Source organism: Paenibacillus sp. PvP094 (genome assembly GCF_040546835.1).
Taxonomy (GTDB): domain Bacteria; phylum Bacillota; class Bacilli; order Paenibacillales; family Paenibacillaceae; genus Paenibacillus; species Paenibacillus illinoisensis.
The window spans coordinates 2954608-2967377 of record NZ_JBEPOM010000001.1 but is presented as its reverse complement, the minus strand read 5'-3'; the positions used below and the strand labels follow the sequence as shown (position 1 = coordinate 2967377).

Below are 12770 nucleotides of genomic sequence, written 5' to 3'. Positions count from 1 at the left end.
TCTATGTCATTATATCTCGCGGCCTGCCCCCTGTTAAGTGACAACACTCTGAACAAAAAGCGTACCATACCCACATAAAATGCCCTTAACAGTTTGTTTTCATCCGAATATCGGCAGTCACCGGTTTACCCAAAACAGAGTTTATGGTATAATTAATGCAATTAATCACATACGCGTTCAAACCGGAGGAGCCTGTCACCAAGGGCCCCTCTTTGTCTTTTTCAGGCATGCAGAGGCAGTTTTCCAAGCCTTATCTGCATGCCTTTTTGTATGCTGGGCTTGGAATGAAACGCCTCTGGACAGGTAAAACTTATAAACGCGAATAAGAGAGGAGCTCACTATGGAATTTGTTTTGGTTCTTGCCATCATTCTGATCTTCACCAAAATAGCCGGAGATCTATCCGTTAGATTAGGGCAGCCTTCTGTACTGGGTAAACTGATCGTAGGCGTAATTCTCGGACCTGCGCTGTTAGGTTGGGTTCAGCCTACGGATTTCATTCATCACATGTCTGAAATTGGTGTACTGTTACTGATGTTTATTGCAGGCTTGGAAACAGATTTGGAGCAATTGAAGAAAAATTGGAAGTCGGCCTTCGCCGTAGCGGTTGGGGGCGTGATCTTGCCTTTTATCGGCGGATATGGATCGGCTATTGCCTTTGGCATGACTCAGGCACATGCGTTGTTCTTCGGACTTCTGTTCTGTGCAACATCTGTCAGTATCTCCGTACAAACGTTAAAAGATATGAACCAACTCAGTTCACGTGAGGGTACCACCATCTTGGGCGCAGCTGTTGTGGACGACGTGCTGGTCGTTGTTCTGCTGGCAGTAATGATGAGCTTGCTTGGAGCTGGCGCAGGCGATGTCTCGATTGGCCTGCTTATCGGTAAGAAGGCACTCTTCTTCGTTATCATCGCCTTTGCCGGCTGGTGGCTTGTTCCACGGATTATGAAATGGATGGCACCTTTACGGGTAACAGAAACCGTCATTACTGCCGGACTGATCATCTGCTTTGGCTTTTCCTATTTCGCCGAATGGATGGGCGTGGCAGGAATCATCGGGGCCTTCGCCGCAGGGATTGCGATTTCTCAGACCAACTTCAAACATGAAGTCGAGACGAAACTTGAGCCCATCGCATACAGTATTTTCGTGCCTGTGTTCTTCGTGAGCATCGGACTAAATGTTACCTTTGACGGGGTTGGTTCACAGATCCTGCTCATCGTAGTCATTAGTCTGATTGCGATTATAACCAAATGGATTGGTGGGGGAGTCGGGGCACGGCTTACAGGCTTTGATCGCTCATCATCCATGGCCATCGGTGCAGGGATGATATCCAGAGGCGAGGTCGCACTGATTATTGCTTCAACCGGACTCACTTCTGGCTTGCTCGACCCCGAGTATTTCACCAGCGTGGTCATCATGGTTATCATAACTACACTTGTTACCCCACCTTTGCTCAAATTAACTTTTGCTCGCAAAAAGGGTGAGACTCGTGTTGAACAAGGGATTGAGGACGCTCATTTAAATGGGTAGTCCCTTTAACGAATGAATCGGAGCACAGTAGAACTTTGGAATGACTATCTTTTACAATATTGAATATTGAAAAAGTCCGGTTTCTAACGTTATACTTGTCCTTAATTAAGAAAATTAGGCCGTGAAGCACACGCCGCTTTGACACATTTTCACCTTTGATTCAAAAAGGTTGAAAATGTTCAGAGCGGCTTTTTGCATTTCTTTCTAACTTCTAGAAAAACAAAAAAAGACCGCTCCATATACAAGAGGTCTTCATCCTCAACCCGAAACCTGCACAGGTTGTCCCATTTAAGTTAACACACCAACGTAGAAACCGATCGATATAAACACAACGCACCATATGAATGCCCCGATCCCGGAGATCACTACATATTTTCCGATGGCCATGCGGCTGATGCCGGAGAAGCAGCACATCAGATGGCGAATGCCAGGAATAAAGTAGCCGAGGATAATGGACCAGTACCCGTACTTCAGGAACCAGCCCTCCACCCTCCCCAGCCGTTTGGGGTTAACCCCTATCCACTTGCCATACTTCACGACGAGGGGTCTGCCCGCCTTCTTGCCAATTGCGTAGCTGAGCAGCCCGCCTGTAAAAGCACCGCCAAAGCTGACAACAATCGAAACGGAATAGTTCAGGACCGAGATGGAGGCGAGATAACCGACAAAGGTCATCATCACCTCATCCGGAATGGGCATACCGAAAACGCCCAGAGCGAGCAATCCGTAGATTGCAAAATACCCGTATTGACTAATGAATTCTTTAGCAATTTCCATGACTGACTCGCTCCTTATTTCGGTTCCACGATGTCCTTCTCATGAGGCGCCAACACCTGTTTCAGAGATGGGAATCGAATTTGGCTGACCATTAGACCGGATAATACAACGATAACAAGATAGGCTACACCGTGGGTGAAATAAGGACTCCAGAGCGCGAAAAAGGACATCAGTCCGCCTGCAAACGTAATTGGCATTCCAACGAAACCTACACTTGCTGTCTTCTGACAGTTGTAACGAGCGAGGCGCAAGGCGCCGCATACCGGGAACAATGCCGTTAATGCCATGCCAAGCACACTTACTTCGTTCATGGAGTTCAGATACAGAATCAGCACCGGGGCTGTTCCGAAGGAAACGACATCAGCCAGGGAATCCAGGGCCTTGCCGAACTCCCCTTCACAATGCAATTTACGGGCGGCAAAGCCGTCAAACAGATCAAAGAACATGGCAACCCAAATCATTGTCACAGCCAGTGCAAACTCGCCATGAATGGCCATGATGACGGCGAGCATGCCAGAAGTTAAATTGCCCAATGTTAAAATGGACGGTAAAGATTTCATAAGACTTGACTCCCTTTCGTACTAAGCATTAGGAAAAATAATATAAAAGCGGACTCCGTCCGGCGTGTTCTCCACTCCATAACTGCATCCGTGCAGATCAAGAATCTGCTTCGCGATGGCCAGGCCCAGGCCTGTTCCTCCCATTTTGCGATTACGTGATCGTTCTACCCGATAAAATCTCTCCCAGATATACTGGCGTTCAGCTTCCGAGATCCCCTCGCCTTTATTCTCGATGGAGATTCTTACCTGCCCTTCCAGCCTGCTGATCTCTATCATTATATCGGTCTGCGGCAGCGCATGACGTATAGCATTCATCATCATGTTATAGATCACTTGCTCCAGCTTGCTTCGATCTCCTTCTACGGTCTGCTCTGTAGTGGAGACAAGCACGATTTCGAGCCCTTTTTCCTTCAGCTGCGGGCCGAGACGCCCGGCAATTTCCTCGATCATGTCTCCAAGGACAACTGCACCAATATTCAGCTTGATCGCCTGAGATTCCAACCTAACGAGATCCAGCATTTCTTCAACCATCGTCTCCATTTTGACCGCTTCATCCGCAATGATCTCAATGTAACGCTCCCGCTTGTTCTCGCTGACTCCATCCTTCAGCCCTTCGGAATATCCCTTGATGATACTGATAGGCGTTTTGAGTTCATGCGATGCATCGGCAAAAAATTCACGCTGCCGCTGTTCAATCCGCTGCTTCATCTCCATATCAGTCCGCATTTGACGATTCGCCTGTCTGAGTTCCTCCAGCGTCTGCCCCAATGTGGTGGACAGAGCGTTCAGGCTATCGGACAAACTGCCAATTTCATCATTGCGTTTGATTGGTGATTTCACGGAGAAATCAAGCGTCGACATTTTTTTTGCCACATGGTTCAAGGCCAGTAAGGGTTTTGTGACAATTCTGGACAATAACAGGGAAAGAAACAGAATCAGCACAAATGCACCCATACCAAAATATGCATAGAACAAACGAGTTGCTTCGTTCGCTTCCCTCATCTCCTGCAGAGAAGTCAGGGAAAAAATAAGCTGCTGCTGTGGCCCGTTTTTGTGAACCGGAGCAATGGTAATCACATTCCGAACACCACTCCAGCTATCCGTCCATTCTTCATTAAGCATCTTGCCATTCGCCAAACTGAGTTGATCCTCCGTCGAGAGCGGAAAGCGGCTGTTCAGTGCCTGCACAAGCAATCCCTGTCGCTGACTCCATGTTCCCAAATTCGGAAGCACCACTTCGGTCAATACGCCAGACCATTCCTGAACCGGTTCAGAGAGCTCCTGAAAGTCCTCCGTCCCTCGCGCGGCAGAATTGTTGTCCTGGATTTTTAACGGATAGACCATCGGTTCGTTCAACCCGCTGGCCGGACCTGTGACGGTCAATTCCTGGCCATATTTCAGATGAGTGGCAATCCAGCCCGCGTTCTCACTATTGATGAACAAGGATAGGGAGACCTTCACCTGACTACCATCCTCGCGGAGCAGGGTAATGTGAAACGGATCGTTGACCAGTTTGCCCGTACTTGTCAAAATCACCAGATGCGACTGATTTTGACGCATGAACTTCCCGGTTTCCTTAGCCAGTTGTATACTATCCCAATGTCCTCTGGAATACTGCTGTTCAAATTTCGCCAGTTTTTTCTTCATGCTGCTGATCTTCTGATGCTGGTAAAAGTCCGGGAACCAGACCAACTGTGCGGTCACTGATGTTCCATATAAGAGGAGCAGAAAACCAGCCATAACCAGAAATAGCTTCATCGTTACGCCATTACGTCTCATGCCTCAGCCTCGAATCGATATCCCGTGCCAATAACTGTCCGGATACACTTAGCTTCATCCCCTAGTTTGCTGCGCAGCTTCTTGATGTGCGTATCCACAACGCGGGAATCACCATCAAAATCATATCCCCAGACCCGATTAAGGATCGCATCCCGGGATAGAACGATTCCCTGATTGCGTGCCAGGTAGAGCAGCAACTCATACTCTTTGGGAGCAAGCTCTACCTCCAGCCCATTCATCTCCAGTCGTCTCGCCCAAGGATCAAGCAATGCGTGACCAAACCGGATCACACCCTGTTCCCTGCTGATTGCACCTTCGACTCGCTTCATTAATGTCTCTGCACGCGCAACCAGCACACGAGGGCTGAACGGCTTCGTTACATAGTCATCGACACCAAGGTTAAATCCGTGGATCTTATCATCATCTTCAGACCTTGCGGTCAGCATTATAATAGGTACGGTGGATTGAGACCGAATATGCTCACAGAGCGTCCATCCATCCATTTCAGGCATCAGCACATCCAGAATGACCAGATCCACTTCATGCAGATCCAGCAGTTGGAGTGCTTCAATTCCATGCTCCGCCTCGATTACATTCCATTGTTCCTTTATAAAATAATCGGCCACAATTTCACGAATACGGCTTTCGTCTTCCACGAGAAGCACTGTTCTCACCATGGCCGACTCTCCTTTTATTTTTCTTCTGTATAACATACTGATTCCATGTGTCGTTCGTGTGTCCATCCATGTTCTGGAATGAACTCCATGTTATATACGATTAATACCCCATATAAGTTACCGAATTCGGAGCAACCCACACAAAAAGGCGGTTGCCAACGAGCCACCTTCGCCCATTGACAACCACCCTTCAGCTGAATCCAAGTTCTCTTTCCCGGTATTGCTTACCGCATCCGCTATTAGCGTTGTTGCTCCAAGCGGTGTGCCGCGTGCAACGTCGGGCCAACAAAACGATTGAGCGGGAATCCGCCAGCAATCGCTTGAGTAATGAAGGCTTTGCCTTCACGTACAGCCTCTTTTACGGACAAACCGCGCGCCAAACCAGCGGTAATCGCTGCAGAGGTTGTACAACCCGCCCCATGCGTATAACCGGAACCAACAACATCGGCTTCATACCATTCGTAGTTTTTGCCATCATAGAGAAGATCCATCGCTTTGCCTGGGGTGATGACGCCTCTGTCCTTGATCAGGACATGCTTCGCCCCATGGTTGTGAATTACAGCTGCTGCTGCTTCCATCTGTTCCTTGGAACGGATCGGTCCGCTCTTGGCCAGTTGGGAAGCTTCAAACAGGTTTGGAGTAACCAGGTCAGCACCCGGCAGCAAAAATTCAATCATTGCTTCCGTATTCTCAGGCTGCAGCACCTCATCTGTACCTTTGCAGACCATTACCGGATCGATTACGATCTGTGGCAGACCGCTGCGGCGAACATGCTTCGCTACCAGTTCAATAATATCTACGGAACCCAGCATTCCCGTCTTCATCGCATCAAAACCAATTCCGTCCAGAACGGTACGGAGCTGTGCTTCCACTACATCCAGAGCCACGGGGAAAACCTGGTGGTCCCATGTTTCAGGCTCCATCGCCACAACCGTCGTCAGAACGGTCATACCGTACACACCAAGCTCCTGGAATGTTTTCAAATCAGCTTGAATTCCTGCGCCGCCGCTTGTATCTGAGCCGGCTATTGTCAATGTTTTTGGAATCGTCATGGTAGTCGCATTCTCCTTCATGTTTCAGTTGACATTATCCTATCCCTTGTACGAGCGGATGTCAATGGCATCTGAAGCCATACGAAGCATGGTTTTTCGAGCATTTCAATTCACGTCTTTTGTCTCCAGCCGAACCATGGAAAGTGAAGCAATCCAAAGTCCGATGGCGCCTAGGGTTAAAGGAATCACGATAATGGAATTGATGGAAACGCTCGGTCCATTTACGCCGGAACACACTACGAGAACCAGGAAAATGGATGACACCATGGTTGCCGTGACCGAGTGCTTTCGCATGCCGAACAACAAGGGGATCAATGCCATTGCAGCAGCAGACAGCGAACTAATCGTATATTTGACCAGCAATTGAAGTGCTTGTTTACCCGTCAGCTCATCAGTAATAAAGGGATAAAAGTGATCTGTTGTCAGCAGGATCGCTCCCATTAGCAAGTTGGTAAACATAATCATGAAAAAGGTAAACGCAAATACAATAATCAGCTTGGCTGCAATAATTTTGTGACGTTTAATTGGATAGGTAAACATCACATTCATCGTTTTGTTGCTATATTCGCTAATAATCAGCTTCGATATCAATGCCCCTCCAAAAATAATAAAGGTTGCCCGGGCAAATGTATCAATCAGCATAAAGGAGAGAGGATACGTGGTAAAAGCATAATCTTCTGCTCCCCAGTCCACCACACCAATCATGATCAGAAACAACAGAATCCCCACATTGGCGATAGCTGCGTATCCGAAATTACGAGCAAACCGGTGTTTTCGCATTTCCAGAAAAATAAGTTTAAGCAACGTCCTCATCCCCCTTCACCAGGTTTAGAAAGTGTTCCTCCAGCGAATGGGACCGCTTGATAATCGACTCAATCTCAACACCATGCTGAACCAGACTGCCTGTTAATTGGGATGGAGATACACCAGGGTCATAAATGCGAACTGTACGATCATCAACCAATTTATAATTTTTCAACTCAAGCTGATGCTCAATAACATAAGTCGCCTTGCGTCCATCCATCACCTGCAGCTCGATATACTCGCTCTGAGTCCCTCGAATACTCTCCATGGACACTTCCTCAACCAGACGACCGCCACGAATCACCCCTACCGTATCGGCAATTTGCTCAATCTCGCCCAGGATATGACTGGAGATCAAGAGAGTAATTCTGTATTCCGTACTGAGGCGTTTGAACAGATCACGCATTTCTTTAATGCCAACCGGATCGAGCCCGTTGATGGGTTCATCCAGAATGAGGAGCTCCGGTGTTGTAATCAGTGCACGCGCAATACCCAGCCGTTGCTTCATCCCCAGAGAGAAGTCCCGCACCGGTTTCTTGCCGGTATCCTTCAGACCTACACTTTCCATCATATCGCCGATAACCTTCTTGTTATGAAACCCCATATATTCGCAGTGAAGCTCCAAGTTATCCCTGGCGGACAGTTTATCGTAGAAAAAAGGATATTCAATGATGCTGCCTATTCGCTTAAGCACTTCATACGAGTCAGGGGTAAGTTTCTCCCCAAACATCTCAATCTCCCCTACGGTTGGCTTAACCAGATTGGTCAACATTTTCATGATTGTCGTTTTCCCTGCTCCGTTCGGCCCTAAAAATCCGTATATTTCACCTTGCTTAATATTCATATTGACGTTGGATACGACCTCCGTGCCTGCATACGTTTTGGTCACACCGATGGTGCGTGCAATATATGTCATCTCTTATGTTCTCCTTTACGATCCCTGACGGGTTCTTATATCTGTATTGTAAAGAGAAAAGTCTGCTTTTTTATTAATCAAATCTTACAAAAAACTTAAGTTCCTCCATCCACACAAAAAGGCAACTAACGAGATTTAAGAGAGATTTTAAATGAAGTCCGCTCATAGGGTACACTGCGCAGCTCAATGCGTCCTCCCATCCGTTCGACAAGTCGCTTCGTGATGGTGAGACCAAGCCCGCTTCCATGGTAGAGACGGTTACGGGAATCCTCCAGGGTGCACATGCGTTCAAAAACACGGTCTTGTTCTTTTTCCGGAATGCCTTTACCCTTGTCCCAAATCTGCAGCATGACCTCTCCATGATTCGTTGGTTCAAGCAGCAGACCCAATACCTTACCATCCGCCCCATATCGCATTGCATTAGTAATCAGATTATCCAGTACCCGGTCGAGTGCATCCTCATGGCCGGTCACGAAGAGATCACTCTCAGGAATGGACAGCTCCACCTGCAGACCCTGATTCGTTAACATTTCATAAAAGGAAAGCATCTTCACCCTGCATAATTCACTAAGATTTATTCGAGTCAATGCAAGCTCGGTATCCCCTGACTCCAGTTTCGCCAGATCAAAGAAGGAATGGATCAGACGCAGCACCTCCTGCGCTTTATCCTGAATCTTGCTGATCATCCCTTCCCGTTCCTGATCGGTTAATGAAGAACTATGGAGCAGCGTTTCACTATAACCCATCACTACCGTGAGAGGGGTCTTCAAGTCGTGGGAGATGTTGGAGAGCATATTGCGGATCTCCTTCTCCTGATTGGCATAACGGGCACCGGTTCGGTGTGCGTAATCCAGCAATTCGTTGATATCCCCCAGCAGAAGTCGAATCTGTGCATCGCTGCTAAAGACCAGCAAACGCTCATATGTCCCCTCTTCCAGAATGCCTCCGAGCTTCTGATGAATATATGCCAATTGCCGGCTGCGCTTATTCAGCTTCACAGCGAGTAAAATGACAACCATGAGGAGAGCAACGGTTAAGATGGCCAATAGGATGATCACTTGGGCTCCACCTCCAGCTTATAACCGATCCCCCACAACGTTTTGATATAATGCGGATTCGATGGATCTGTCTCGATCTTTTCGCGCAGCCTCCGCATATGTACGTTAATGATATTTTCGTCTCCATAATACGGATCGTTCCAGACAGAGCCGTAAATCTGTGCCTTCGTAAACACTCTGCCAGGATGCGTAACAAACAGCTTAAGAATGCCAAATTCCTTGGATGTCAGTCTTACAGGGACGCCTTCCCGCTCCACTTCATAGGTTTCCATATCCACCACAAGCCCACCAATTTCAATCCGTTGATCCTTGGCTGGTGTCGAAGTAACCGCCGGGACCGTATAGTTGGCGCGGCGAATTGCCGCCTTGATTCGCGCAGTTAATTCGATGAGGGAGAACGGCTTGCTCAGATAGTCATCAGCACCGAAACCAAGCCCCAGTGCCTTGTCCACTTCCCCATCCTTCGCAGATAATATTAATACGGGGACAAGACTGGCAGCTCTGATGGTCTGCAGTACGTCCATGCCACTTCGCTCCGGCAGCATGAGATCCAGAATGACCAGATCAAACGCAGGCTCCGCTTGTTGAAACTTGTGCTCTGCCTCTAATCCGTCATATGCGTACGTGACGCTGTATCCCTCTTTCTCCAGATATGGTCCAACCATCTCGCTAATTGAACGATCGTCTTCCACAAGCAGCAAACGGTGAATCGACACGTGATTTCCCCCAACTTCTTTGTTTTCTTTTATTACCTCACAGTTCACCTGAATTGGCAATGCGTGGAATAACACTCTTTTTAATCTCATCTCAAAAAAAACAAAAAAGGCAGGGAAGCCACCTGTATTCAAGGCGGCTCCCCTGCCATATCGATCATTAATCCATCTATGTCGTCTCGCTGCGTATCCAACACAGACCAATCGTACCTGCGCCTGCATGAATACCTACTACAGGGATAAAAGGCATGATTTCCGTCTTCAATCGGGGCAGCAGATCGGCAATTTGCTGCTTGATCGTGATGGCTTCTTCCTGATTATCGGCATGCATGATACACACATGTTTTACTTTCTCCATGTCTACCTTCAGCACCTCTAACATGCGCTGTTTGGCTCGTTTGAAGGTACGAATCTTCTCGTTAACGACGACTTTGCCCTCTTCAAATCGCAAGAGCAGGTGAATTTTCAACAATTGGCTGAGTACTAGCTGTGTGCCTGACACGCGCCCACTGCGGTGAAGATGCTGAAGACTGGCCGGAATGAGGTAAAAGGACATATTATCCATCATCTGTTCAATGTGAAGCTTGATTTCAGATACGGAACATCCCTGTTTCTGCATTTCCACGCCTTGCAAAATCATCTCCCGCAGCGGGTAGGCTCCCGCTCTGGAATCAATTGCCGTTATCGATACTCCAGCAATCTCTGCCGCCTGCATTGAAGTATGCAGCGTTCCGCTAAGTGCAGTTGAGCAGTGAATGGTAATAATCTCATCATACTGACCTTTTAGCGATTCATATAGTTCGATAAACTCACCTATAGGCGGCTGAGAGCTGCTTGCCCTTGCAGCCTCTGCAAGCTTCTCATAGAACTGTTCGGATGAGATGTCCTCGGTCTCCCTATAGCATTCCTCTCCAAATACAACGCGCAGCGGTACAATGTATACGTGATTTTGCTCTGCAAACAGCGGATCGAGTGTGCTGGTACTGTCGGTAACCCATGCAATTTTTTTCATTCCAACCTTCTCTCTTGCCGGATTGTTGAAGCTGTATCCTCCATCGTCAGGCACATGCCCGGCGGATTATTTTAAATTTAAATAACACAGATTGTAAACGTTTACGTCATTACTCCTTAATTATAAAGGACCTGGCAAACCGATGTCTTGTGGCGCATTATTGAACAGCCCTGTTTCTTCCGGGATATCCCAAAAAAATGTCTTGCCTGTGAAGGAATAAATTGGTATGCTGTTGTCCTTCTCTCTTTTTCGCCTTGACTGAAGTGAACGGGACCGCCGTTCAATCCACTTATCGGAGGTGTCAAATGCTTTATCTCACTCTGGCTTCCAAAGCTTACGCCCGGAATCTGCAATATCGCGGGGCACACATGGTACATAACCTGGCAAGCGCCATGTTCGGTTACATGTATGCCTGTCTCTGGATCGGCATCGGGGCCGATCACGCACTCGGGGAATACGGGACACAGGGGATGGTCAGTTACATTGCGTTTACGCAATCCTCTCTCTGGATCTCGGGTTTTCTCACCAATGGACTCGGAATTCCCCTTACGGTCAGGACAGGGCAGATCGCGCTGGATCTGATGAGGCCGGTGCATCTGTTTACTCACCTTATGGCACGCGAATGGGGACAGATTGCCTACCAGTTCGTGTACAAGAGCATTCCAATCTACCTGCTATTCTCTATCGTTTTTTCCCTGCAATGGCCTACGAAGGTCTCAACCCTGTTATTTGCAGCGCTTGGTCTTGCCGGCGCATCCTACTTATCCATCTGCATGAATTACATCATTGGGGTTACTGCCATCTGGACGACCGAATCATCCTGGCTCCACTGGGGCAATCATGCCCTGATGAATCTGCTGGCTGGTTTCTTCATTCCGCTCGAATGGCTTCCTGACTGGCTCGAACGTCTGGCCTGGTTATCACCCTATCCCTTTCTGCTCTATGTTCCTACCCGAATCTATCTCGGTTTTGAAGATGGCTCCTTGCTCTGGGGAACCTTGCTTTGGTGTGTGCTCATGACCCTGATCTGTCTGGTCATCACCCGTGTGATGCGCCGCAAAGTGGAGGTGCAGGGCGGATGAAGCGAACTTCCTGGTACCATCTATATAAAATACTGATTCGAACGAGCATCCGCAGCCGGATGCAGTACAAGTTCAATTTTATATTGGCATCCGTTCTGGCCGCACTGATTCAGATCTCTGAATTTCTCATGGTTGCGCTGGTGCTGCATCAGTTTGGTGCAATTAAGGGCTGGTCTCTCCATGAGATCGGTTATCTGTTCGCGATCATGACGTTATCCAAAACACTTTACCGTACCTTCGGCAATGAGGTTCATCATCTGGAGAAGTATTTAGTCGGCGGCGAACTGGATCAACTGTTAACGAGGCCCATGCCCGTATTACTTGCACTGCTGCCGCAAAATTTCCGCATCATGGTCGGCGAAGTGCTTCAGGGAGGATTCATTCTATGCTGGTCTCTGGCAGGCATGATGCACAGTGGGGCAGATCGGCTGGACGGTCATTCCCCTCTCTCTGCTGATTATTGTGACTGGAGCCATCATCCTCTTCTCCATTGGACTGGCTACAGCGACGCTGGGATTCTGGACCACACGCATTGAGGAGCTGCAGACAATCACCGAAGATGCAGCCCGTACGGCTGCCCAATATCCGCTAACGTTATATCCCAAGTGGATGTCCGGCATTCTGCTGACGGTCATTCCGGTTGGATTCGTCAACTACATCCCCTCCCTGTATCTACTGCGGGATCAAGGCGGAGCTTGGGTGCTTGCAGCGATTGCGGCTGTAGCTGCTTTGTGTCTGGCTGCCAGTCTGCGCTTCTGGAAATACGGTATCACCAAATATCAAAGCACGGGAAGCTAAGGAGGTTTCTTGCC

Annotated in this window: 12 protein-coding genes and 1 pseudogene; 3 read left to right on the top strand and 10 right to left on the bottom strand. The window is 48.3% G+C overall.

The features are described 5' to 3' along the window. Positions 1-340: 340 nt before the first annotated feature. On the top strand, positions 341-1531 hold the full coding sequence (locus ABIC22_RS13665; RefSeq protein ID WP_354481444.1) for a cation:proton antiporter: 1191 nt from the start codon (positions 341-343) through the stop codon (positions 1529-1531). Between the two features lie 288 nt (positions 1532-1819). Here ABIC22_RS13665 and ABIC22_RS13660 read toward each other — a convergent pair whose 3' ends face one another. The 10 genes from ABIC22_RS13660 to ABIC22_RS13615 form a co-directional block, all read right to left on the bottom strand. After that, positions 1820-2305 (bottom strand): DedA family protein, encoded by a 486-nt coding sequence (locus ABIC22_RS13660; RefSeq protein ID WP_354481442.1) that lies wholly within the window; start codon positions 2303-2305, stop codon positions 1820-1822. Between the two features lie 14 nt (positions 2306-2319). Then, a complete protein-coding gene (gene pssA / locus ABIC22_RS13655; protein ID WP_095361727.1) occupies positions 2320-2865 on the bottom strand; it encodes a CDP-diacylglycerol--serine O-phosphatidyltransferase in 546 nt (181 codons plus the stop codon). Positions 2866-2886: 21 nt separating this feature from the next. Next, positions 2887-4644 (bottom strand): sensor histidine kinase, encoded by a 1758-nt coding sequence (locus ABIC22_RS13650; protein WP_127539781.1) that lies wholly within the window; start codon positions 4642-4644, stop codon positions 2887-2889. After that, positions 4641-5321 (bottom strand): response regulator transcription factor, encoded by a 681-nt coding sequence (locus ABIC22_RS13645; protein ID WP_095361726.1) that lies wholly within the window; start codon positions 5319-5321, stop codon positions 4641-4643. The genes ABIC22_RS13650 and ABIC22_RS13645 overlap by 4 nt, the downstream gene beginning before the upstream one ends. A 239-nt stretch (positions 5322-5560) precedes the next feature. Further along, positions 5561-6373 (bottom strand): bifunctional hydroxymethylpyrimidine kinase/phosphomethylpyrimidine kinase, encoded by an 813-nt coding sequence (gene thiD, locus ABIC22_RS13640; RefSeq protein ID WP_095292321.1) that lies wholly within the window; start codon positions 6371-6373, stop codon positions 5561-5563. Between the two features lie 105 nt (positions 6374-6478). After that, positions 6479-7177, bottom strand: coding sequence for an ABC transporter permease (locus tag ABIC22_RS13635; protein WP_354481437.1), 699 nt, complete (start codon positions 7175-7177; stop codon positions 6479-6481). Beyond that, a complete protein-coding gene (locus ABIC22_RS13630; RefSeq protein ID WP_354481434.1) occupies positions 7170-8093 on the bottom strand; it encodes an ABC transporter ATP-binding protein in 924 nt (307 codons plus the stop codon). Before ABIC22_RS13630 ends, ABIC22_RS13635 begins: the two co-directional genes overlap by 8 nt. Positions 8094-8218: 125 nt before the next feature. Continuing rightward, positions 8219-9148, bottom strand: coding sequence for a sensor histidine kinase (locus ABIC22_RS13625; RefSeq protein ID WP_354485961.1), 930 nt, complete (start codon positions 9146-9148; stop codon positions 8219-8221). Further along, positions 9148-9861, bottom strand: a complete 714-nt coding sequence (locus tag ABIC22_RS13620; RefSeq protein WP_483312589.1) for a response regulator transcription factor — start codon at positions 9859-9861, stop codon at positions 9148-9150. The genes ABIC22_RS13625 and ABIC22_RS13620 overlap by 1 nt, the downstream gene beginning before the upstream one ends. A 172-nt stretch (positions 9862-10033) precedes the next feature. Then, positions 10034-10876, bottom strand: a complete 843-nt coding sequence (locus ABIC22_RS13615; protein ID WP_354481428.1) for a DegV family protein — start codon at positions 10874-10876, stop codon at positions 10034-10036. A gap of 305 nt (positions 10877-11181) precedes the next feature. On the opposite strand from ABIC22_RS13615, the gene ABIC22_RS13610 reads away from it, so the two are divergent. Together ABIC22_RS13610 and ABIC22_RS13605 are read left to right on the top strand one after the other, a co-directional pair. Then, complete coding sequence (locus ABIC22_RS13610; RefSeq protein ID WP_127539771.1) at positions 11182-11958, top strand: ABC transporter permease; 777 nt, start codon at positions 11182-11184, stop codon at positions 11956-11958. Continuing rightward, positions 11955-12756, top strand: a pseudogene (locus ABIC22_RS13605) (ABC transporter permease). The gene ABIC22_RS13610 and the pseudogene ABIC22_RS13605 overlap by 4 nt, the downstream one beginning before the upstream one ends. Positions 12757-12770 lie beyond the last annotated feature (14 nt).